The sequence below is a fragment of the Tenacibaculum sp. 1_MG-2023 genome, assembly GCF_030547425.1.
GTDB lineage: Bacteria > Bacteroidota > Bacteroidia > Flavobacteriales > Flavobacteriaceae > Polaribacter.
The window spans coordinates 137601-162364 of sequence record NZ_JAUORH010000001.1; the positions used below are offsets into that span (position 1 = coordinate 137601).

19 protein-coding genes are annotated in these 24764 nt (G+C 31.3%); 8 read left to right on the top strand and 11 right to left on the bottom strand.

The window, feature by feature from the left end; genetic code table 11:
- Window positions 1–5: 5 nt before the first annotated feature.
- Window positions 6–995: a GTP 3',8-cyclase MoaA gene (gene moaA / locus Q4517_RS00635; protein ID WP_303505059.1), complete on the bottom strand. Its 990-nt coding sequence runs from the start codon at window positions 993–995 to the stop codon at window positions 6–8.
- Window positions 996–1061: 66 nt separating this feature from the next.
- Here moaA and uvrC point away from each other — a divergent pair, with 66 nt between their 5' ends.
- Together uvrC and Q4517_RS00645 are read left to right on the top strand one after the other, a co-directional pair.
- A complete protein-coding gene (gene uvrC, locus Q4517_RS00640; RefSeq protein WP_303505061.1) occupies window positions 1062–2858 on the top strand; it encodes an excinuclease ABC subunit UvrC in 1797 nt (598 codons plus the stop codon).
- Window positions 2855–5044: a patatin-like phospholipase family protein gene (locus tag Q4517_RS00645; RefSeq protein ID WP_303505063.1), complete on the top strand. Its 2190-nt coding sequence runs from the start codon at window positions 2855–2857 to the stop codon at window positions 5042–5044. The genes uvrC and Q4517_RS00645 overlap by 4 nt, the downstream gene beginning before the upstream one ends.
- Before the next feature lie 59 nt (window positions 5045–5103).
- Here the strand turns inward: Q4517_RS00645 and Q4517_RS00650 are convergent, their stop codons facing one another.
- From Q4517_RS00650 to Q4517_RS00675, 6 genes are all read right to left on the bottom strand, one after another.
- Window positions 5104–6648 (bottom strand): ribonuclease E/G, encoded by a 1545-nt coding sequence (locus Q4517_RS00650; protein WP_115899699.1) that lies wholly within the window; start codon window positions 6646–6648, stop codon window positions 5104–5106.
- A 290-nt stretch (window positions 6649–6938) separates the two neighbouring features.
- Window positions 6939–7229 (bottom strand): HU family DNA-binding protein, encoded by a 291-nt coding sequence (locus tag Q4517_RS00655; protein ID WP_028891679.1) that lies wholly within the window; start codon window positions 7227–7229, stop codon window positions 6939–6941.
- A 137-nt stretch (window positions 7230–7366) separates the two neighbouring features.
- Complete coding sequence (locus tag Q4517_RS00660; RefSeq protein ID WP_303505072.1) at window positions 7367–8605, bottom strand: DUF4302 domain-containing protein; 1239 nt, start codon at window positions 8603–8605, stop codon at window positions 7367–7369.
- Window positions 8606–8610: 5 nt separating this feature from the next.
- Entirely contained in the window at window positions 8611–9471 is an 861-nt protein-coding gene (locus Q4517_RS00665; RefSeq protein ID WP_115899701.1) for a substrate import-associated zinc metallohydrolase lipoprotein, read from the bottom strand.
- A gap of 10 nt (window positions 9472–9481) precedes the next feature.
- Window positions 9482–10969 carry a RagB/SusD family nutrient uptake outer membrane protein gene (locus Q4517_RS00670; protein WP_303505077.1) on the bottom strand — a complete coding sequence of 496 codons (1488 nt, stop codon included), beginning with the start codon at window positions 10967–10969 and terminating at the stop codon, window positions 9482–9484.
- A 12-nt stretch (window positions 10970–10981) separates the two neighbouring features.
- Window positions 10982–14317: a SusC/RagA family TonB-linked outer membrane protein gene (locus Q4517_RS00675; RefSeq protein ID WP_303505079.1), complete on the bottom strand. Its 3336-nt coding sequence runs from the start codon at window positions 14315–14317 to the stop codon at window positions 10982–10984.
- Between the two features lie 211 nt (window positions 14318–14528).
- On the opposite strand from Q4517_RS00675, the gene mutY reads away from it, so the two are divergent.
- From mutY to Q4517_RS00700, 5 genes are read left to right on the top strand one after another with little or no spacing between them, the layout of a single operon-like run.
- Window positions 14529–15569, top strand: a complete 1041-nt coding sequence (gene mutY, locus Q4517_RS00680) for an A/G-specific adenine glycosylase (RefSeq protein WP_303505082.1) — start codon at window positions 14529–14531, stop codon at window positions 15567–15569.
- A 37-nt stretch (window positions 15570–15606) separates the two neighbouring features.
- A complete protein-coding gene (locus Q4517_RS00685; RefSeq protein WP_303505084.1) occupies window positions 15607–16044 on the top strand; it encodes a single-stranded DNA-binding protein in 438 nt (145 codons plus the stop codon).
- 19 nt (window positions 16045–16063) lie between these two features.
- Entirely contained in the window at window positions 16064–17392 is a 1329-nt protein-coding gene (gldE, locus tag Q4517_RS00690) for a gliding motility-associated protein GldE (protein ID WP_303505086.1), read from the top strand.
- Window positions 17385–17939 (top strand): gliding motility lipoprotein GldD, encoded by a 555-nt coding sequence (gldD, locus tag Q4517_RS00695; protein ID WP_303505088.1) that lies wholly within the window; start codon window positions 17385–17387, stop codon window positions 17937–17939. Before gldE ends, gldD begins: the two co-directional genes overlap by 8 nt.
- 17 nt (window positions 17940–17956) lie before the next feature.
- A complete protein-coding gene (locus tag Q4517_RS00700; protein ID WP_303505090.1) occupies window positions 17957–18502 on the top strand; it encodes a hypothetical protein in 546 nt (181 codons plus the stop codon).
- Window positions 18503–18508: 6 nt separating this feature from the next.
- Here Q4517_RS00700 and Q4517_RS00705 read toward each other — a convergent pair whose 3' ends face one another.
- Both Q4517_RS00705 and Q4517_RS00710 read right to left on the bottom strand, forming a co-directional pair.
- Window positions 18509–19528 (bottom strand): heme A synthase, encoded by a 1020-nt coding sequence (locus Q4517_RS00705; RefSeq protein WP_303505093.1) that lies wholly within the window; start codon window positions 19526–19528, stop codon window positions 18509–18511.
- A gap of 85 nt (window positions 19529–19613) precedes the next feature.
- Entirely contained in the window at window positions 19614–20138 is a 525-nt protein-coding gene (locus Q4517_RS00710) for a cation transporter (protein ID WP_303505096.1), read from the bottom strand.
- A gap of 89 nt (window positions 20139–20227) precedes the next feature.
- Here Q4517_RS00710 and Q4517_RS00715 point away from each other — a divergent pair, with 89 nt between their 5' ends.
- Complete coding sequence (locus Q4517_RS00715; RefSeq protein ID WP_303505099.1) at window positions 20228–21100, top strand: DMT family transporter; 873 nt, start codon at window positions 20228–20230, stop codon at window positions 21098–21100.
- A gap of 80 nt (window positions 21101–21180) precedes the next feature.
- Here Q4517_RS00715 and Q4517_RS00720 read toward each other — a convergent pair whose 3' ends face one another.
- Both Q4517_RS00720 and Q4517_RS00725 read right to left on the bottom strand, forming a co-directional pair.
- Window positions 21181–23235 (bottom strand): insulinase family protein, encoded by a 2055-nt coding sequence (locus Q4517_RS00720; protein ID WP_303505101.1) that lies wholly within the window; start codon window positions 23233–23235, stop codon window positions 21181–21183.
- 21 nt (window positions 23236–23256) lie between these two features.
- Window positions 23257–24573: a pitrilysin family protein gene (locus Q4517_RS00725; RefSeq protein WP_303505103.1), complete on the bottom strand. Its 1317-nt coding sequence runs from the start codon at window positions 24571–24573 to the stop codon at window positions 23257–23259.
- Between the last annotated feature and the right edge of the window lie 191 nt (window positions 24574–24764).

A 24764-nucleotide genomic window follows, 5' to 3' on the forward strand; every position in this document is an offset into this window, starting at 1 on the left:
TGAAATTAGCCTCCAATAGTACTCATACTTTCGGTTACGTTTTCTTTTCTATTTGCCTCAGCAACAAAACCATTTTCAGGTTTTTCTTTTATCAATGATAAAAACAAGGTTTTTAAATCTTCATTGCTTGCACCATTTCTAATAAAGTCACGTAGGTTAAAAACGCCGTCATCAAACAGGCAGTTTTTAAAAGTTCCTGTTGAGGTAATCCTAATTCGGTTACAATCATTACAGATAGTACGAGTGAATGCAGGTATTATCCCTATAGTTCCCTTATGATTCTCTATGGAAAAATTTCTAGAGGTAGATGATTTTTTTGAGGGAAGTTCAGTAACAATAAACTTAGATTGTATCTTATCTAAGATTTTGTTATAGTTCCAAACCTCTTCTGCATTTCGTTGTCCTTTTCCATTAAAAGGCATTTCTTCAATAAAACGAACTACAATATCCTTGTCTTTAGTAAGCTGAACAAAATCGTTAATTTCATTAGTGTTAAATCCAGACTGAACAACAACATTCAGTTTTAAATTCAATGAACTTTTTTCTAATAACTCAAAGGTTTTATATACTTCTGTAAAAATATCCCTACGAGTAATTTTAGCAAACTTTTCAGGGTGTAAACTATCAATACTTAAATTAATATTCTTAACCTTTTTAAGGTTTTCTATCGTTTTTATGTGTTTATAAATAAGAGCTCCATTGGTTGTGATATTAATGTCATCTAATAAATCATTATACGATAACATCTCCAAAAAAGAAACAAAATCTTTTCTTACAAAAGGCTCACCACCTGTTAAACGAACTTTGTTAACCCCCAATTCAGTAAGTACTCTAATTATACGGTACATTTCTTTGTAGGTAAGTAGCTCTTTACGAGGTACAATATCAATTCCTTGAGCAGGCATACAATATTGACAGCGTAAGTTACAACGGTCGGTTACCGCTAATCGAACGTAGTTAATTTGTCTTCCAAAACTATCAATAAGTGTACTCATATTGTAAAGGTAGTAAAACTAAAAATCATACTCTTTTAAAAGGGTAAAAAATCGTATTTTCGTTGTATGCCAACATCACTCGAACTTCAAGTACAAACACTACCGAACTCGCCAGGAGTTTATCAATATTTTGATAAAGAAGATGTGATTATTTATGTTGGAAAAGCAAAGAATTTAAAGAAGCGGGTTTCGTCTTATTTTACTAAGAATCATGAGAATGGTAAAACACGAGTTTTAGTCAAAAAAATTGTTCGAATAGAGCATGTGGTGGTAGATACTGAAACGGATGCGTTGCTGCTTGAAAACAACTTGATAAAAAAATACAAACCACGATACAATGTGTTATTGAAGGATGATAAGTCATATCCGTGGATTTGTATAAAGAAAGAGCGATTTCCTCGCATATTTTCTACAAGAAGAGTTGTTAAAGATGGATCGGAGTATTTTGGACCTTACACAAATATGCGAACGGTGCATGCGTTGTTGGATTTAATTAAAGAGTTATACCCGCTACGTACTTGTAATTATGATTTAAGTCAAGAAAAGATTGACACTGATAAGTATAAAGTTTGTTTAGAGTATCATTTAGGAAACTGTAAAGGACCTTGTGAAGGATATCAAACCGAAGAGGATTATTTAGAAGATGTTAGAGCAATTAGAAATATCATTAAAGGAAATTTTAAAGAGAGTTTACAGCAGTTTGAAAAAATAATGCTCGATTTCGCTGCTGATATGCAATTTGAAGAGGCACAAAAAATTAAAGAAAAGCTAGCTTCTTTACAAAATTACCAAGCTAAATCAACTATAGTAAATCCATCAATTAATAATGTAGATGTGTTTTCTATCATTTCTGACGAGTCGCATGGATATGCAAACTTTTTCAAGATAATGAACGGTTCAATTGTACAATCCTATACCACAGAAATTAAGAAAAAACTGGAAGAAACGAATAAGGAGCTTTTAGAGTTGTTTATTATTGAAACTCGCCAACGATTTAACTCGTTATCAAGAGAAATTTTTGTTCCCTTTAAAGTAAATGTGGGTAAAGATATTAAAGTAACGATACCTAAATTAGGAGATAAAAAACGTATTGTTGAATTGTCTGAACGCAATGCAAAGTTTTACCGTCAAGAACAATTTAAACAAATAAAGATTGTAGATCCTGATCGTCATGTAAAAAGAATCATGGCGCAAATGCAAAAAGATTTACGATTAGGAAAAGAACCACGTCATATTGAATGTTTTGATAACTCAAATATACAAGGAACAAATCCTGTTGCTGCGTGCGTGGTTTTTAAAGACGGAAAACCAAGTAAAAAAGACTACCGCCATTTTAATATAAAAACAGTTGAAGGTCCTGATGATTTTGCTTCTATGGAAGAAGTTGTATATAGAAGATATAAACGATTATTAGACGAAGAACAGCCTTTGCCACAGTTAATAGTAATTGATGGAGGTAAAGGACAGTTATCTTCTGCCTTAAAGAGTTTAGATACTTTGGGTTTAAGAGGGAAAATAGCCATTATTGGTATTGCAAAAAGATTGGAGGAGATTTTTTATCCTGGAGACCCAGTTCCGTTGTATTTGGACAAAAAATCAGAAACACTTAAAATAATTCAGTATTTGCGTAATGAAGCACACCGTTTCGGAATTACTTTCCATAGAAATAAACGAAGTAAAAGCGCGATACAATCTGAATTAGAACAAATTCCTGATATAGGAAAACAAACTATTACTAACTTACTACGTAAGTTTAAATCAGCCAAAAGAGTAAAAGTAGCTACTTTTGAAGAACTGAAAGAGGTGGTTGGAAATGCTAGAGCTCAAAAAATATACAAACACTATCAAAAAAAAGGGAAATGAAAAAGTTATTAATTTTATTATTGCTGCCAATCTTTATGTTGGCGCAAAACCAACCTAAAGTAGGACTGGTATTAAGTGGAGGAGGTGCAAAAGGAATTGCCCATATAGGGATTTTAAAAGAGCTTGAAAAAGCAGGTGTACAAATAGATTATATCGGAGGTACAAGTATGGGGTCTATAGTCGGAGGTTTGTATGCTTCAGGTTATACTGCCGATCAAATTGAAGACGCTGTTCTTAAAACAGATTTCATTGATTTATTACAAGATAAAGTTTCTAGAAGACAAAAACCTTTTTTTAGTAAAGAACATGGTGAAAAATATGCTATTTCTTTGCCAATAAAAAAAGGTAACTTAGGATTACCTTTAGGTTTGTCTAAAGGACAGAATGTGTTAAATTTCTTGACAGAATTGTTAGCTCCAGTTGATGAGGTTACGGATTTTTCTAAATTACCCATACCTTTTTATTGTATAGGAACAAATATAGAAACTGGTAAAGAAGAAGTGTTAGAAAGTGGTTCGTTACCTCTTGCTCTTAGAGCAAGTGCAGCCTTCCCTTCATTATTAAATCCAGTAGATATTGATGGTAAGTTATTAGTTGATGGAGGAGTGGTTAACAACTTCCCTGTAGATGTAATGAAAAAGAAAGATGTTGATATAGTTATAGGTGTAAGCGTACAAGGAGAACTTTTAAAAAGAGAAGAATTAACATCTATAGCATCTCTGCTAATGCAAATAATTAATTTTCAAATGTATCAGAAATCAGATGAGCAGATTGAATTATTAGATATTTATATAAGACCTAATGTGATTGATTATAGCGTCATTTCATTTGATGCAAAGAAGGAAATTTTAGCGCAAGGAGAAAAAGTAGCTAAAACATATAGAGTGGTTTTTGATAGTATAGCAAAGATGCAACCTAAAAAAAATAAAATATCAAAAATATCACCTAAAGGAAAAAGATTTTTAGTTGATAGAATTATTATACAAGGAAATAAAAACTATACAAATAATTATATTTTAGGAAAGTTACAATTACGTGAAGGAGATAGTGTGTCCTATAAAGAAATTTCTAAAAAAATTAATACGTTAACAGCTTCAAAAAACTTTAAAAGAATAGACTATCATTTTGAGAAGTCTTTTGAAGGAAAAAAATTAGAGCTAACAGTTAAAGAAGAAAAAATACAATCTTTTTTACGATTAGGCTTACACTATGATTTGCTATATAAATCAGCTGTGTTATTAAATTACAATCATAAAAAAATGCTTTTTCAGAATGACGAGTTTTCTTTGGATGTAGGTGTAGGAGATAAAATTAGGTATAATCTTGAGTATTTTGTTGATAATGGTTTGTTACCAAGTTATGGCTTCAGAACAAGGTACAATGTGTTTAACAGTGATTTTATACATGATACAGGACTCATAAATGGGAGGTATAGAGATTTTTCTACTTCATTATACCTACAAACAACATTTGATAAAAAGTTTGCAATAGGTATAGGAGCAGAGCATAAAAATATTAATGCAAGCACACAAAATATTTCAACAGAAGGAAAAGAAGACTTTTTTGATAAAAGTAACTATGTAAACACCTTCGCATTTTTAAAATTAGACACTTACAACAAAGAAATGTTTCCTACAAAAGGCTTTTATGCAGATGTAGGGTTTAAGTGGTTTTTATGGTCAGATAGAGATAACCGGTTAGATAAATTAATAGAAAATAGTGGACCCTTTCATCAATTTTCTCAATTAGGAGGAACATTAGGGTTTGCAACAACTTTTTATGATAAGTTAACATTCCAATACACTTCGCAAGGAGGATACACACTAGGGAAAAAATCGTTTGAAATATTTGATTATCACTTAGGAGGTTATAATCAAAACTACATCAATAACTTTATTCCAATGTATGGATATGATACAGGAGGGTTAAATAATCAGTCTTATTTAAGATCAGAGTTTAACTTTCGTTATGAAGTTTATAAAAAGCACTATGCTATGTTTATAGCTAATTACGCACGTGTAGAAGAAGATATATTTGAAGATGGAGATTTATTTAAGAATACGAAGTCTGGATATGCAGTAGGGTACAGTGTAGAAACATTTTTAGGTCCTATAGAGTTAAAATATACATGGTCACCAGACCACTCAGAGCATTATTGGTTGTTTAACCTTGGTTTTTGGTTTTAAGAGATAAAAAAATCCCGTATCGAAACGATACGGGATTTTTATTTCATAATAAGATTGCCTTACTTACTTTTTTTATTCTTTTTTAAATAGAACTTATATTGCAAGTATTGGTAAGCGTCTCTAGGTAATATTTTAATCCACTTTTTGTGTTGAACAAACCATTTAAAACGGATTGAATTAACGCCTTTTGTTAAATAAGCAGCTATAAAAGGATGTACATTTAATGTGATTTCCTTATATTTTTTACCGCTATTAAGTATGCGTTCTAATTCAGCTTCTATTTTGTCTAATAACACAATAGGAGCTTCAACTTCTCCATCTTTATTTGGGTTTGGTTCACGTGTTTTTATCTCTAATTCAGGTCGTACACGTTGTCTTGTAATTTGAACTAAACCAAATTTACTTGGAGGTAAAATTTTATGTTTAGTACGATCAAAAGACATTGCTTCTTTCAAATGTTGATATAATTTCTGTCTATTCTCAGCAGACTTCATATCTATAAAGTCAACAACAATAATTCCGCCCATATCTCGTAACTGTAACTGACGAGCTATTTCACTGGCTGCAATTAAATTGACTTCTAAAGCAGTTTCTTCTTGGTTTAAGGATTTGTTAGAACGGTTACCACTATTTACATCTATAACATGTAAAGCTTCGGTGTGTTCAATAACTAAATAAGCTCCTTTACTCATTGAAACTGTTTTACCAAACGATGTTTTAATTTGTCTTTCAATACCATATTTTTCAAAAATAGGTACATCAGAACGATGGAGTCTTACGATATTTTCCTTTTCAGGATATATTTCTTGTAAGTATTCTTTAATTTCAACCTTTAAGGTTTCATCGTTGGTTACTATACTTGTAAAAGAATCATTCATAACATCTCTTAAGATAGAAGATGCTCTGTTTAACTCACTTAATATTTTTGTTGGTGTATTGTTATTAGCAATGCGTTTACACATTGTTTTCCAACGGTCAAGTGAGTTTTGTAAATCTTTGTCAAGTTCTGCTACCTTTTTACCTTCAGCAACAGTACGTAGAATAAGTCCAAACCCTTTAGGTTTGATACTTTTTGCTAATTTTTTTAAACGTTCCTTTTCTTTCGGATCTGCTATTTTCTGTGATACCGATATACGGTTAGAAAAAGGAACTAAAACTAAAAACCTACCTGCAATAGAAAGTTCCGAACTAATACGCGGACCTTTGGTAGATATAGGTTCTTTTACAATTTGTACTAATAAATTTTGACCTGATTTTAGTACATCATTAATACTTCCATCTTTGTTGATGTCTTCTTCAAAGCGAAAGTTTTTTAAAGTGAATTCTTTATAATTACCTGTGCTTACCTTCTTAATGAATTTATTTAAAGACTGCACTTGAGGACCTAAATCGTGGTAGTGTAAAAAACCATCTTTAGGATATCCAACATTTACAAAAGCAGCATTTAAACCAGTCATAACTTTTCCTATTTTAGCAAGGAAAATGTCACCAACTGAAAAATTATTGTCGCTTGTTTCTTTGTTTAACTCAATAAGTTTACCATCTCTTAGTAAGGCGAAATCAATATCAGAAGAATTGGAACGAATTATTAATTCTGTTTTCATTCTGAATATGGTTTTGTGCCAACGTAAAATTACGCAGACGGATTAAAATTTGTAAACAGGTATATGTTTATACCATTTTAAGGTGTTAAAACCTTAATGTCAATGAACGTAGCTTATAAAAGCAACGAAAAAGTAAGCTATTGCTTACTTTTTCTTATGACGGTTTGCTCTTGCTCTTTTCTTTCTTTTGTGTGTAGAGATCTTAGCTCTCTTTCTTTTTTTACCACTTGGCATAGTTAAAATGTTTTGTAAAACCTTTTAAATAAGGTCTTGGGTTAATAATTTTTTAATTACTTAACAGCTACTTTTGTCTTCACTCCTTCAGTAAACACTTTAGAAGGTTTGAAAGCAGGTATATTGTGTGCAGGAATCTTGATAGTTGTATTCTTAGAAATGTTTCTACCAGTTTTTTCTGCTCTTGTTTTAATGATGAAGCTACCAAAACCTCTTAAATATACATTATCCCCATTCTCTAATGCATCTTTTACTTCGTCCATAAATGCTTCAACAGTTGCCAAAACATCCGCTTTTTCAATTCCACTTTTATCTGAAATCTTAGATACGATATCTGCTTTTGTCATTATAAATATATTTTTGTTTGTTTTCTTTAAAAAATTGAGGGTGCAAATATATGATAATTAATTCATTCCGGAAAAAATAAGAATAAAAAACCCAAAAAACAATTGTTTTTTGGGTAAGTTTAATGAGAACAAGGTTTTTATTTGACTATTGTAAATACAAAGTCTGGGTCACCATCACTTGTTAAAATGGCAGTATCGGGATTAACTAATTGGACTTTATAAGGAGACTTATCAACTAATAAATCAACTAATGGGTTTAAATGTGGTAATAAGCTCCAGTTCGTACCAGGGGCTAATTTACCTATGGCTAATAAATCTTTGTTACCTAAAACACCAGAAAAAGACATACCGTGTACTCCAGAAGTAGATCCTATTAAGAAGGTAATTTCACCGCCTCCAATAAGATATATATCATTTAATGGAAAAGGAGGAAATAATGAGTCATGAATAGGTTTTACTGTATTAAAAGTATCTATAAACTCTTGATTGCTAAAGGCAGGTCTAGCTGCTGTAGTCCAAGTAACAGTCATGTCGATGGGACTAGAAACTAAAGATATTGAAAAGTTACCGTCAATAGAGGTGTATTTATTTTCTGTTTCGTTTAATATAAATTCAGAATATTTCGTCCCATTAACGTCAATTGCTGGTGAAATTTCAATACCATTGGAAGTGAAACCAACTCCAAAATTTAGTAAAGCATTTCCTTCTAGGTTTGTAGCAAACCTAACTTCACCATTTCCATTGTAAGAGAAATTGTGAACAACTCCATCATTTTCGTAGGCTAAATGTCCAGAAGAATTATTAAGAAAGTCTTTCATGTCTTGGTACTTTTGAAAATCAGTCCAATCTTCTGCTGTAGCTTTCTTAAATCTTATTTCAACAAAATCTCTAGAAGTTCTAAAAACAATTTCATCGTTTTCAACACCGTAGTACATAAAGTTAAAATCACCTTTGTAACCACTACCGCCAAAGTTAGGCAATGGAGCTGAGTTACCTGAATCTGATAATTCATGAAGCTCACTTTTTGTTGTGAAAATTAAAGTTGTTGTAGTGTTTAAACCTATGGTATATTCACTTTCAACTGGTGAAATATTATTATTAAAGTTACCTATTGTTCTAACTTTAGATTCGTCTAAAAAATCAAACAAGAAAGTATATCCTCCTAGGTTATTATTATCAGTAAAGTATACTGTTTTCCATCCGTGTTCTGAAGAAAGAAGTAAATCTCTTAATTCTTTCTCTCTTTGATTCATACGTTCGGTTGGCGATTGATTAAATAACTCTTCTTCTTTATTTTCATTACAAGATGTAATAAAAAGAGATAGAGTAAATAAAGCCAAAAGCACACGTATTTTAGTTATATGTTTTTTTACCATTTTAATTATTTAGTGAATTCATCAACATTTTTTGCTACTAACTCTTGTAGTTCATACAAGTCTATATTAAAATTATCTTTGTAGTATTTAACTACAATAGCTTCCTTTTTTCTGATATCTTCTTTTGCTTTAGTGCTTGTAATACCGTTTACTTTTGCATCATAATCTGCTTTGTTTGAAGATAGCATAGCGTTTATCATTTCAGCAAAATCTTCATGTTCGTTTGCTCTTGCATAAGCAGAAATAAACCCTAATTCTCTAGCCTCAGCATCAGATATTTCAAACCACTGACCTGTGTAATCAGATGGAGTAATGTTTCTATAAGCTATCTCATCAAAGGGGATTCTTTGGTTTAAAATATGTATATATTCATGTTGAATTGTTCCGATGAATTGAATTAATTGATTTTTATCTTTATAATCTTGATTATCTACTTCAAAAAAAACAATTCGCATTCCGCTTTCTGCTAAACCTAGAACAGAAGTTGCTCCACCTGGGTTTATGTTTTGTCCACCCACTAAGAGAATTTCTCTTGGTGCTATATTTTTAATAAAGTTTTCACCTCCTAATTGCGAGTAAGGTTCAACCCAAACTGCTTTAATAGCCTCCATTGCAGGTTTAACATTTTCTATCTTTGGTGGGTGTAAATACCTGTTTAAATCAACTTTTCCAGGTCCCCATTTGTAAGAAACCTCTATGTTATAGGGTGTAGTATAATTATCTCGTAACCATTTGTCGGTTTCATTCAGTACAGGTGTAGAGGCATCTATATTACTTGAACCTAAATCTTCCTCCTTTGTTGTGCATGATGAGCAAATTAATCCCAGCATGCCAATACCTAATAATAATTTGTTTATTTTTTTCATACTGTTTGTTTTATCTTGGGTTTTGCTGTAAACCTCCGCTTTGAGCTGTTAAAGGTATTTGTAATTGTTTTCTTAAATCTTGTTTTTCAAGCACAATATCTGAACCATTATCTAGTTCGTGTGTAATGCTTAGGTTAAAACGTCTTACATCGAACCAACGGAAACCTTCATGGTAAAACTGTCTTCTTTTAAACTCAGCTATAGCTTTAATATATAATGTTTGTCTATCATTTAGTGAATAGCTCGGAGTGTATTCGTTAGGTATTACAGGGTATACTTCTTGAAGTTCTGTGTCTGTTAACATATCAGTGTTAGGGTCATAGGTTTCTGTTTTGTTTCCTATATAAGCGTTTAAGTAATTTAAGGCTTCATTGTAATTTTCTAGCATAACAGACGCTTCTGCTCTATTTAGTATTACTTCGTCTTTATCAAACATTGTTTGTGCTAAATAAGGAAAACCTATACCAGCACTTTCATTTGTATACTTAAAATATTCGTTATACTTTGGAGTGAAATAAGTGTACTGATTAGATCTATATGTATCATAGGCCCAATTCTTTTTAAATGGGTTTGATGATCCTGTAAATAGTTGAGGTCTTATTTTATCTACCGACAACCCAAATCGTGAAGACCTGTGTTTTCTAGCCCATATTGAGTTTGTAGAAATAATTAATAAATTGGCAGGCTCGTCAACACTATTATATAGCATTCTTACTCCTGTTAAATTCATGTTTCCGTAAGCAACCATATTTCTAGCTTCAGAAGCAGGATTGGTAACTACTCTATCTGCATGTTCAATTACTTTGTCCCATTGACCTTTGTATAAATAAAATCTAGCAGCAAAGGCATTAGCAGCGTCTTTAGTGAAATGAAACTTAGGAGCGTTATAATTATCACCAACCAGTGAAAGTCCTTCAGTTAAATCTTTCTCAATAAAATCATATACCTCTTGAACTGTATTTCTTTTGTAGGTTTTAAAAAGAACAGTTTCAGGTTCTAATACGTAAGGAATTCCTAAGTCAGTAGAAGCTGTTGTCACATCATAATGTTTAGCCCAAAAATTAACTAACATAAAGTGAGCATATGCTCTAGCAATTAAAGCTTCTCCTTTTTGTGTACTTAAGTCAAACTTATTTTTTAATTCTTCAATAGAAGCTAAAGCTTGATTTGCTTGTGAAATTGCCTCATAACAAGAGTTCCAATAGTTAACAGGTGAGCCTCTTTCTTCTAAATTAGAGTCTTGCCACTGGTATAGTTGTAAATCTAATTGTTCGACACTTGAGATATTACCTTTATCATCAGCATTATCAGACATTATTTCTGCCATCAGTGCATAATCTTGATCTGGATATGCTGCTGTAATTAATTGAGAAACTTTATCAGGAGAATCAATTAATGTTCTGTTATCTGGTAATTCAGATAAATACTCACTACACCCTACAAAAGCAAAGGCTAATGTAGCATATAGTATAACATTGTTTATTTTATTTTTAATCATACTATTATTTTATTAAAATCCTAAGTTTAAAGAGAAAGTATATTGCCTTGTAATTGGTAATGCAACTCCGCCTGTTTGGAAGAATTCTGGGTCTTGACCGTTAAGTTTAGAGTCAGAATATAATAAAAACAAGTTTGTTCCTTGAAATTTAACTTTTAAATGTGAAAGTCCTAGTTTTTCAACTAATTCATTATTGAATTTATATCCTAATGAAATGTTTTTCATACGTAAAAAATCTCCATCAGCTACTCGTTCTGTTGAATAATTATATGCATTGTAAACAGTTCTTAAGTTGGTATTTCTTTGAAAAGCAGAAGGATCTGGTACTACAGGGATGTTGGTTATATTCTCATCACCTGGATTAAGCCATCTATTTACATGACTTTTTGAAAAGATACTTGTATCAGAATAAGTTGAACTAAACATAGGGTTTAATCTTACCTTATTTCCTCCGCTACCGGTTATTAAGACCCCTAAATCCCAATTTTTATAGGTGAAATTATTTGAAAATCCAACCGAAATATTAGGGTTTACAGAACCTTCATGCTTTAAGTAGTCAGTTAAGTTTTCGTTGTTTTGAAAGTCTAATACAGAAGCTATTTCACCGTCTTTGTTTGTGAATTGAGGTAAACCTTCATTATTTAAACCTGCAAATTGAAAAGAAAACATAGAGTTAATAGGGTAGCCTACAACATTACCTCCAGTTTGATCTACTAAATCAAAAGCAATAGGTGTATTGTCTAATTTTGTAATTTCTTGATCAAAATATGAGAAGTTAATGTTAGAAGACCATGTAAAGTTATCAGTTACTATGTTTTTAGTATCTAAAGTAAATTCTATACCATAAGTTTCAACATCTGCGTTATTTCCTTGTTTTATAAATTGCCCACCGATACCAGAAGTTCTTACAAAGTCAATATTGTCAAAAATATCTCTTTTGTAAACGTCTGTTATTAAATTAACTCTATTATTGAATAAACCTAAGTCGACACCAAAGTTTAATTCATATTGCTTTTCCCATGTTAACTCAGAGTTTTGTAATGCAGTTATATTTAAGAAATTTTCTCTATCTGCTGGTAAAAGTCTGTCTGCTATTTGACTTGTAAATATAGCTAATGCATTTGTTGCATTCCCTGGAGTTGCTACTAAACCATATGAAGATCTAAACTGTAGATTGCTAATAGTATTTGAATTTTCTAAGAAAGATTCCTTGCTAGCATTCCATTTAGCACTAACAGTTCCTGTTGGTAGCCATCTTGAACTACTACTACGTCCTTGCCTGTTAGATCCGTCGTATCTTCCTGTTAAAGAGAAAACATATTTATCATCATAAGAATAAGTTGCCTTACCAAAGAAAGCTACTGTTCTTTCTCTTTCTTTAGTTAATCCAAAATAAGCTTCGCCTCCATTTATCAGTTTTTCAAGAATTCTAGGGTCTGTAAATGCTGTTAAACCATTGTCGTATTGTAATCCATATCCTGTAAACCTGTCTGAATTTCTGTTTACAAATCTTATCTCTTGACCTAACAATGCATTAAAATTATGTTTTTCATTAAACGTATTGTCGTATTTAAAGCTATTTCTAGCATAAAAAGTCGTTAAGTAGTCGTCGTTTTTAAAATAGATACCACCGTTTGGTAAAACCGCAACAGGTAAAGCATCAGGATCTGTAGGGTCTTGATATAAGAATATATTATCATCTCTTAAAACAGTTGAAGAATCAGCATTATAAGCTCTTACAACGTTTGAGTTTTCTCTTACATTATGCTCTCTTACAGTATTAACAAAACGACCAGCTCCATTAAAATCATAGGTAATATTGTCTGTTATTTTATAGGAAGCATCTAATTGGAATCGAATATCTCTTTGATTAATATCAATAGAATTGTTTGCTAGCTCTTCTAGTATATTAAAATCAGCCCAGTTATTTCTGTAATATTCATATCCTCCAGCATCGTTATATGGTCTTAACGTTCTAGAGGTATTAAGAGCGTAACTAAAAGGGTTAATATCAAATTCGCGAGATATGTCTCCTGTTACTGGATCTGATTCCCTGCTGAATGTACCAGGAGCTTTTTGTTTTCTTATAGATGCGTTTACGGCAAAAGTAGCGTTAAACTTATCAGAAAAATAGAACGTATTTTTCAAGTTAGTTGTAAAACGAGTTACCTTATCAGCAATAGTCCACCCCGGATCATGCAAAAGACTCACAGAAGCATAGTAAGAATTACTTTCACTACCACCAGAAAGACTTAAAGAGTGGTTTTGCATTAAAGAGCTATTTCTAAATAATGTTTTAAACCAGTTAGTATTAGCTAGTTCGTACTTGCGTAAAAAAGCTTCTCTAGCTTCGGGAGTGTTTCCTAGTTCAAACATTCCGGTAGATTCGTTATAATTATCTAAAGCAGTAGCTCTAATGTAATAAACACCGCCGTATCTACCTCTAGAAACACTAGGTAATTGGAAAAAACCTCTACTTTCATTTTCTCTAAAAATAGCCATACTTTCTTTTGAGTTTAATAAATCAAAATTACTATATGAAGGTATGTCACGTATTGTTTGTTCTAGGTTGTAATTAAGTTTTAAAGGAGAATCTTTTCTACCAGACTTAGTAGTTATTACTACTACACCATTTCTTGCTCTAGCACCATAAATAGATGTAGCCGAAGCATCTTTTAAAATATCTATTTTTTTTATGTCATTGGCGTTTATACCAGCTATAGATGAGCTAATTAAAGTTGAAGGATCTCCTGATGTTAATTGATCTAAGTCTTGTTCTATCACATCTTCTTGTACCACACCATCAATTACATATAAAGGTGTGTTGTTCCCAAAGATAGAAGAAGAACCTCTAATGGTAATGTTTGGAGCAGTACCAAAAGTTCCAGAAAGGTTTTGAATGTTAACCCCTGCAACTCTACCTTCTAACATTCTAGTTACATCTACAACTCCATCTATTTTTAAATCATCGATTCCAACAGAAATAGCAGATCCAGTAAAGGTTTTTTTGTTTATTTTGTCATAACCAGTAGCGATAACTTCTACTTCGTTAAGGATATTAGAATCATCTTCCAATACTAAATTAATGACGGTTTGGTTTTGTACCTTCACCTCAGTGGTTTTTTTACCAACAAACCTGAAGACAAGCACATCTCCTTGGTTTACTTTTATGGTATAATTTCCATCAAAATCTGTGTCTGTCCCTTTGGTTGTGTTCTTGATTAAAACAGTAACGCCGGGTAGAGGACCAGTAGTGTCGGAAACTGTACCAGAAATACTTTTTTCTTGAGCATAGGTTATTCGCCCAAGTAACACTATAAATAGTGTTAGTATGAATTTAGATTTCATTAATTAAATTATTTAAATTAGTACCCAGGAAAAATAAATTTTCCCCCTTCTTTATTGAGTATAATAACAGGTGAAAATGTTTATACCCTACTTTTTTTTATAAAAATGTTAAATAAGCTATATAATTACATTGTTTTGTTGTTTTTTCTTGTTGATTGGTTAATTGTGTTGGTGTGTTTTTGTTTTTTGTTAAAAATAAATGTGTTTTTTTATGACTTTTAGATTGGTTTCGTGGTATTTTCAGAATAAAAGAGAGCTTCCTTGGAGAAAAACAAAAGATCCTTATAGCGTTTGGTTGAGCGAAATTATGTTACAGCAAACACGTGTAGCACAAGGGCAGCCTTATTTTTTAAAGTTCACAGAAGCGTTTCCAACGGTGTTTGACTTAGCAAAAGCAGATGAAACTGAAGTGTTAAAGTTATGGCAAGGGCTAGGTTATTATTCACGAGCCAGAAACTTACATTTTACAGCTAAGTTTATAGTGGAAGAGTTGAATGGTGTGTTTCCTAAAACATATAAAGAGTTACTCAAATTAAAAGGAGTAGGTGATTATACAGCTTCTGCAATAGCTTCTATTTGTTATAATGAACCAGTTGCTGTAGTAGACGGTAATGTTTATAGGGTTTTATCGCGTTATTTTGGTGTAAATACTCCAATTAATTCAACAAAAGGAATTAAAGAATTTAAAGAGTTAGCGCAAACGTTAATAGACGAAACACAACCAGGAGTATATAATCAAGCTATAATGGATTTTGGAGCGTTGCATTGTAAACCTCAAAACCCATTGTGTAATGAGTGTCCGTTAGCTGACAGTTGTGTGGCTTTAGCAAAAAATCAAATAAAAGAGCTTCCAGTAAAAGAGAAAAAAATAAAAGTAAAAAAACGATACTTTAACTATTTAGTGCCAGTTACAGAAAGCAACGAAACTGTTTTACAAGAAAGAAAAGGGAGAGGAATTTGGCAAGGACTGTATCAATTTCCTTTGGTAGAAACACACAAGAAAATAAACGAAGAAGAATTAGTAGAGAGTGAACAGTTTGTCAAACTTTTTCCCAAAGAAACTACGATTTCTCTTTTTAATAATAAAGACATTGTTCATAAGCTATCACACCAACATTTAATCACTAAGTTTTGGATAGTAAAAACCATAGATGTAAATACAAAAACTATGGATTGGATAACGGTGAAAAAATGCCCAGTACCAGTGTTAATTAATAAGTTTTTAGAGGAATATTTAAACAAAGAATCTTAAAATTTGTATATTTGATTTTACACAAAACTATAAGGCTATGGCAGGAACAATAAACAAAGTTATTTTAATAGGTCATTTAGGAGATGAGGTTAAAATGCATTATTTTGAAGGAGGGAATTCAATTGGGCGTTTTCCTTTAGCAACTAATGAAACTTATACGAATCGTCAAACAGGAGAAAGAATAACAAATGTAGAATGGCATAATATAGTAGTGCGTAATAAATTGGCTGAAATCTGTGAAAAATATTTAACCAAAGGAGATCGAGTGTATTGTGAGGGGCGTATAAAAACACGCCAGTATGAAGTTGACGGACAAAAAAGATATACAACCGAAATTCATGTGCAAGACATGACGTTTTTGTCTACAAAAAAAGACCCGAATAATGCGCAGTCAAATGAAACACCAACTCAAGGGAACTCTAACCCCACACCACCAAGTGTAGCTAAAGAAGAAGAAGATGATTTGCCATTTTAGTTTAATTAAATTTTAAAAATTGGACCCAGAACCCGAACCTTTACTTTTAGTATTATCAAGTTTTGATTGGTTGACTGCCATCAACTGTTTATTGCTACTTTTATTATTGATTTGTTCTGCGTTAGTTTCAGGAACTGAAGTTGCTTTCTTTTCAATTTCGCAAACAGAATTAGATGAGTTATCAGCAAATTCCAAAGAAGAAAATACCGTAGTAAAACTACTTCAAGATCCTAAAAAGTTATTAGGGACCATTTTAATAACAAATAACTTTATTAATATTCTTATTGTACTGCTCTTTGCAAGTATTGGTAAGGTGTTATTTGCAGGGTTAGATTATGAATTGGACTTTTATTTTTTCAATGTATCTGTCCTCTTTTTAATAGAAATAGTACTTATTACTTTTTTAATTTTATTGTTTGGTGAAGTGTTGCCAAAAGTATATGCTAGTAGAAAATCATTACAGTTTGCTGAGTTCATGGCTAAGCCTATTCAGGTATTAAATACGTTATTAACTCCGTTAAGCCTGCCATTAATCAAAATAACAAGCGTTGTTGAAAATAAGTTAGGGAATAAGAACAATAATCTTTCCGTAGAGCGTTTGTCACAAGCGTTAGAGTTAACGTCTGATGATGCAACAACGAAAGAAGAGCAAAAAATTTTAGAAGGAATTGTAAGTTTTGGGAATACTGAAACGGTACAAATTATGAAGCCTCGAACAGATGTATGTGCAATAGCAGATGATACTAGTTACGAAGAGGTGTTACAAACTATTTTAAAAAACGGATATTCAAGAAACCCAGTATATCATGAAAGTATTGATAATATTACTGGAGTTTTATATGCTAAAGATTTATTAGAGCACTTGAGTAAGAAAACGTTTAAGTGGCAAAAGTTGTTGAGAGAACCATTTTTTGTGCCAGAAAATAAAAAACTAGATGATTTGCTAGTAGAGTTTCAAGAAAAGAAAAAACATTTGGCAATTGTAGTTGATGAGTATGGAGGTACTAGTGGAATTGTAACGTTAGAGGATGTAATAGAAGAAATTGTAGGAGATATTAATGATGAATTTGACGATGAAGACCTCACTTATTCGAAACTTGATGAAAATAATTATATTTTTGAAGGAAAAATAACTATTAAAGATTTTTGCCGTGTCTTAGAAGATGAAGATGAGGAAAAATTTGAAGAGGCTAAAGGAGAAAGTGAAACTATAGCAGGTTTTATTTTAGAAGTCTCAGGTAAATTTCCAAAAAAAGGTGAAAAAATAAACTTTAGTAATTATACGTTTACTATTGAAGCGTTGGCTAAAAAACGTATAAAACAAGTAAAAGTTACCCGAAATGCGTAAACTCTCTTTGCTGATATCAGCAATATTTTTAATAAGTTGTGGTGAGGAAACCTTACCTAAGCCAAAAGGTTATCTAAGTTTAGAGTATCCTCATAAAACCTACAAGAAAGCAAATTTAAATAAACCGTATACGGTTGAAATAGCTCAAATAGCTCAAGCTAAAGATTTGCCAAAAAATTGGATAAAAGTTGAATATCCAAGTTTAAAAGCATCTGTAGATATTACGTATCGTCCCATTGAAGGGAATTTAAGAGAATTGTTAATAGAATCTGAGAAACTAGTATTTGAGCATGCAATAAAGGCAGATCAAATTACTGCTCCTGTTGAATATACAAACCCAAATACAAAAGTTTACGGAAGTTTATACCAAATTCTAGGTAACGCTGCTTCACAAGTGCAATTTCATGCAACAGATAGTTCTAAACACTTTTTAAAAGGGTCTTTATTCTTTTATACCAAACCAAATTATGATTCTATTTTACCAGCAGTTGAATACATTAAAAAAGATATGATTCACATGATGGAAACCTTAGAGTGGAAGAAGTAAAGTGTTATATTAGCTAGATGAAAAAGATATTTTTATTTTGTGTATTTGTTCTCGTGTCAGAATTTTGTTTCTCACAATCTGATATTTCTTTTGAAAAAGGAGTTAGAACTGTAGAGAAAAAAGAGACGGAAAATTTTGTTACACCAAAATCAATTCTTTTTATATTCGAAGGGGATACACATTTAATTAATTACTATTTAGAGCTTAGAGAAAAAATAAAAAAAGAAGCTAGAAAAAATAAAATAAAGGTAGGGTTTAATTATGAATTATCGTCTACAGATCCTTTAAAGGAAGATTTAGAGTCCATTCCGAAAAAAAAGAAAGAAAAATTAGATTATGAAACGACTTGTACAATATCTTCTTCTTTTTCTAGAACTCCAGAAAGATGGGGTAAATATCAAAGTATAAAAAAAAGAAAGACACAGCATTTTTTAAATTTTAAAATAAAGAATATAAAAAATGAAGAAATATTTACTTGTAAGTTAGATATTCATGCGTATTATACCATTGTTACAGAAAGTAAAAAATCAAGTAAATTGTTTTTTGAGTTAATTACTAATTAATAGTTCTTAATTTATTTTGTATGATTGAAGCCACAAATAAAACTGTAACCCGAATAAAATAGCACCTGATAATAAGTGTATAGCTTGGGTTCCTAAAGGAAAATCTGCATAGTACATTAAAATACCTGTAATCGTTTCTAAAAAGATTAAGAACACTATCCAGTTTACTAGTTTATATCCTAAATTTTTTATTTGATTTAAGTAGAATAATCCAAGATTCACCAATACAATAGCTATAGTAAATGAACGATGGATATAAAATTTAATGTTCGGATCCATCAAGCTATAATGTTTGTTTTCAAACCCATGTAGTTTTACTTGTTCGTCAATAAATTGGCGTACCTGAGTTCCTAAAGCAATTTGAATTAGTGAAAATACAGCTGAAAGTATTACTAGCTTACTAAATAATGAATTGTATTTGTAGGATGTTTTTTTTCGATCGGAAACAATGTAAAGCAGCCATAATAACAAAGCAACAATAACTAACCCTCCAACCATGTGAATGGTAATTATTGTTGGTTTTAAGTTAGAATCTACTACAGTTTTACCAAGCCACGCCTCAAATAACATCAAAAAGAATGCTCCGAATGATAAAAGCGTAATTTGTTTGTTTTCTTTCCAAAATTTAACAGAAACAAAAATTAAAAATAGAAAAGGAATTCCAGCCAAAGCAGAACTTAATCGGTTAATATACTCTGTCCAGGTGTGAAATTTATTGAATTTTGCGTAGTCGTGCTTTGTGTATTTTTCCCAGTTATTGCTATTGAACTCTTGAGTAGTTTTTATATCGTGTCCTGCTACAAATAAGACTTCACCTTTTACGATAATCATCCCTTTTTTATATTCAGAATCAGGTTGCCATGTAATTTGTTCTTCAGAGGTCGGGGGAATGTAATATCCAAAACACTTTGGCCAATCAGGACACCCCATTCCTGAACCTGTCATACGAACAACTGAACCAGCTAAAAAAATAACATATACAGCAATTAACGAGATTTTTACAATGAGGGGAAAGTGTTTTTTCATCAGAAGAAAATTTTAGCAAAGATACTTAAAAGGCATAAAAAAAGCTCCTAATTTTAGGAGCTTTCGATATTGTTTGAATTAACAATTATGCTTTTTTGTTTTCAGTACAACAAGCCATAGTACAACCTTCTTTACAAGCTTTCTTTTCAGTCTCGGTTTTTGTACAACACTCTTTTTTGCAATCGGTTTCACAAGATTTTTTGTCTGCTTTTTTAGCAGCGCAACAAGCCATTGTGCAATCTGTTTTACAAGTTTTTTTAGCGGCTTCTGAAGCCTTGTACATATCACCACTTCCAATTCCTTCAACAAAAGCAATTAAATCAGCTTTACTTGTTTTGTTAGCATCATATTTTATAGTTGCAATACTATCGTTAAAAACAACGTTTGCTTCTAAAACACCTTCTTTCTTACTTAAGTCAGAAGCTATTTTTCTAGCACAACCTATTTCACAAGTCATTCCTGAAATATTTAGTGAAAGATCTTTAGTGTCAGCAGCAATTTCCGTTTTTTGCTCCTGAGTAGCTTCCTCTTTTTTAGTCTCATTTTTACATCCAACAGCTAAAAAGCTTACGATGGCTAAAATGAATAATATTTTATGAATTTTCATCATTTTTATTTATTGAGTTATTCAGCAAATTTATCAATAAAATCAAAATTAAAAACAGAAATAAACGACTTTTGTACTTAAATTAAATGAAAATGAATAATCAACAACAAAAATGGTTGTTTTTAATAGTGCTTTCGCTAGTTTGGGGAAGTTCTTTTATTTTAATGAAAAAGGCATTAATTGGATTAACTCCAATTCAGGTAGGTGCTTTACGAATGTTAATTACAGCATTTTTTTTATTGTTAGTTGGGTTTAAGAGTTTAAAAAGAATTCAAAAAAAACATTGGAAGTATGTGATGATTACGGCTGGTTTAGGAACTTTTTTTCCTGTATTTCTATTCGCATTTGCAATACAGGGAATAGATAGCTCAATAGCTGCTATTTTAAATTCGCTTACACCCTTTAACACTTTTGTTTTTGGAGCATTAGTTTTTGGATTTTCTTTTAAAAAGAAACAATTAGTTGGAATTTTAATAGGTTTAATAGGTACTTTAATTTTAATTTTAAAAGGAGCAGGGTTAAATCCTAACCAAAATTATTGGTATGCGTTATTAGTAGTAGTTGCATCAATAGGTTATGCTTTTAACGTTAATACAATAAAAAAATACTTATTTGATTTGGATGCTTTAGCAATTACAGTTGGACATTTTGTAGTGCTTACTGTTCCAGCATTCTTAGTTTTAGCTTTTTCTGACTTTTTTTCAACTTTTGAAATAACAACAGAAACTACTTCTGCATTAGGTTATGTAGCAATTTTAGCTGTTGTAGGTACTGGGGTAGCAAAAGTGTTATTTAATAAAATGGTACACTTATCTTCACCTGTTTTTGCTGCTTCTGTAACATATTTAATTCCAGCAGTTGCTGTGATGTGGGGAATTATTGATGGAGAAAAATTAAGTTTAATTCAGTTGTTAGCGGGAGGGATTATTTTGTTTGGTGTTTGGTTGGTTAATAAGGCTAGATAGCTTTAAGATTACTAAAAATAAAAAAGAGCCAAAATATTGCATTTTGGCTCTTTTAGTTTTTATAGACTTAAGTCTAATTATTATTTAAAGTCAGCGTCAGAAACTCCTTCATTAATTTTAATTTCTTTAGTGATGAACTCAAAAGTCATTGGTCCATTTTTTTGAATCATTTTATGAGGAAATTTAATTCCATTTACTTCTTTGTAATCTGAAAACAGAACAGGTACTTTCATTTCTCCTTGTGGCCCTTTAGCTGTTTTTACCTCTTTAACCTTTAATCCAGAATTAATATCATAAAAGATTTCTTTCTTACCATGTTTAATTACATAAGCATTTTTTCCATCTATAGGTTCAATTCTATCTAAAGTACCTGTTTTATAGGCTTTATCAGCAAAAGGAGTAGTAGTGTTTTTAACTTCTTCTAAATCATCTCCTGCCATTTCTTTTTTCTGACCTTGAACTTCTTGATATCCTTTAGTTCCGTCAAAAATTACTTTTTGCATTACGTTACCCATCATAGAAACAACTACAGAAGATTTATTAGGAGTGGCGCTTTTTTGGATTAAACTTAATTGCATTCCTTGAACTTTAGCTTCAGAAGAAATCATTAGAGAATTTATGCTTGCTATTTTGTCTTTACCTCCAATGGCTTTAAAGTAGTTGTCAACAACTGAGCTTGCTGTAGTACCTGCTGGAATAGGTAAACTCATTTCAGGCTTTTCAGTAGGGTTGGCATATGCATCAAAATAATTGATTTTATATTCTGATGTTTTTTCTAAGTTTTTTAAAACATCAATTGCCTTACCTGTAATAATTATACGAGCTTTATCTCCTTTGAAGTGCTTAATTGCTGCATTTTGAACATCGTCTAAAGTAACAGAATTAATGTTTTCTAAATATTTTTCATAAAAATTACTTGGCAAGTTATAACGAGCAATATTTAATGCAAAATTAGCTGCTACAGATGGTTTTTGAACATTACGTACAAAACTACCTATGTATTCTGCTTTAGAGTTTTTTAATTCTTCAGGTGTTACTTTTTGGTAACGAATTTTATTAATTTCCTTTTGAATTTCTACCACAGCACTATCTGTAACTATGTTTCTTACAGCTGCACTTGCTTTAAAAATTCCGGCATTTTTATTTTTATCTTGTGAAAGACTTGAATAAGACCCGTAAGTATAGCCTTTATCTTCGCGCAAGTTCATAAATAAACGCGCAGTACCACCGCCTCCTAAAATATTATTAGCTAATAAAGCTGCGTAATAATCTTTATCACCTAATGTTAAATCAACTGTGTTAATTACAGCTACTTGAGATTGTACCGCATTTGGCATATTTATAAAATTAATTTCGGTAGTCTCAACATTGGTAGGTGTATTGTAATTAGTAGCAGGTATGGTTCCTTTTTTCCAGTCGTTGAATAAACTTTTAACTAACGTTTTGGTTTTAGAAGGATTAATATCTCCAACTATTACAAGATATGCGTTGTTTGGTTTGTAATAAGTATTGTAATTGTTTTTTGCATCTTGTAGTGTAATATTTTTAATACTTTCTTTAGTTATGAACTCGCCATACGGATGATTTTTACCATACACTAAAGCATCTTCAACCCTACTAGCAACAGCTTCTACACTTTTTTCGTTAGATTTAATTCCTTCTAAAGTACGTTCAATTACTTTATCGAACTCTTCTTGAGTAAATTTAGGGTTTTTAACCCCGTCAGCCATTAAACCTAAAACCTCTCCAAAATACTTTGTTAATGATCTTACTGAGGCTCCGTTGCTTCTAAAAGAAACATTTGCTCCAAGGTAATCAACCCTTTCATTAAACTCATCTTTAGGCATATTTGTTGTGCCGTTGCCTAGCATGTCTCCCATAACCTGAGAAACACCTGTTTTATCACCTTCTAAATAAATGGGGTTATCAATTGTTAATGAAGCGGAAACCCTTGGTAATTTATGGTTTTCAACCATAATTACTTGTAAACCATTATTTAATTTGAACTTTTCAGCTTTCCCTAACTTAATTTTAGGAGCTGGCCCTGGCTTTGGTTGTACACTTCTATCTATTTGAGCATTTACAGCAAAAGACATGCTTACAACTGCTAATGCTGCTATTATTATTTTTTTCATATTGAATGTCTTATTACTGAATTATTTTTTTGATTCTGGTAAATATTCCATTACCAAACGTTGGTTAGTGTTTAAGTATTTTTTTGCTACGTCTCTAATTTCCTCACGTGTAATTGATCTATAAATATCAATTTCAGTATTTATTAAATTAGTATCACCATACAATACATTGTAGCGAGCTAATGAATTAGCAATACCTTCTACACTTGAGTTAGCATTTACAAAGTTATTTTCAAACTTATTTTGTAGTTTTTGATAATCTTTTTCTGAAATTAAATTTGTTTGAAGTTTTACTACTTCTTCATCAACCTCTTTTACTAAACTTTGTAAAGAGTTATTTCCTAACGGAAGTGCAAATAAAATATAGGTTCCATAATCTTCTTGACTTAGGTTTATTGCACCAGCCTGTAAAGCCATTTTTTTAGTATCAACTAATTTTTTATAAAGTACAGAGCTTTTTCCACCACTTAAGTAAGTAGAAATCATGTCTAACACTCTAGCATCTCTGGTTTTCATAGAAGGAGTTCTATAAGCAGCCATAATTGCAGGTATTTGAATGTTAGGGTCGTAAGCTTTGGCAAAAAACTCTTTTGTAATAGGATCTTCTTTTGGGAAATTTCTTACAATATCTTTACCTCTAGGTATAGGTTCAAAGTAATCTTTTATAAGTCGTTTAGCTTCTTTAAACTCAAAATCTCCTGCAACTACCAAAGTAGCATTATTAGGAACATAATATTTTTTATTAAATGCTAAGAATTCCTCTAAGGTAGCAGCATCTAAATGTTCCATCTTACCTATAGTAGTTCCTTTGTATGGATGTTTTTTAAACATGTTTTTCTTAACATTCTCTAAAAAACGAGAGTAAGGTTGGTTATCTACACGTAAACGTTTTTCTTCTTTTACAACTTCGTTTTGTGTGTCTACACCCTCTTGACCAATAATTGGATGTAATAAACGTTCAGATTCCATCCATATCCCTAATTCTAAATTATTAGAAGGAAAAACCTCGTAATAATACGTTCTATCATCGGTAGTATTGGCATTGTTAGTACCTCCATTAGAAGAAACTATTTTAAACCACTCTCCTTTTTTAATGTTTTTTGTACCCTCAAATAATAAATGCTCAAAAAAGTGAGCCATTCCTGTTCTATTTGGTTGCTCATCTTTAGCGCCTACATGGTACATAACAGATGTTGTTACTACTGGTGCTGTATTATCTTGATGTAAAATAACATGCATTCCATTGCTTAAATCATACTCTTCAAAATCAACCTTTTGAGCATACGTAAAATGAAATGCCATAAAAGCTGAAGTTAGAGCGATAACTCTTTTTCTCATTGATTAAAGTTTAATTTTTAATAATTTTCGTGTATATGACGTGAATTTAATTACTTTGTTACGTTTTTAACAAGGTTTTTTGAAAAAAATAAAAAGCCTCGTTAATTTGAAGTTAAATAACTTTCTTTTTTATCTTTTATAATAGGTTAGTATATAGTTTTGCTTGCTCGTTATTAAATAAAATTCATAAT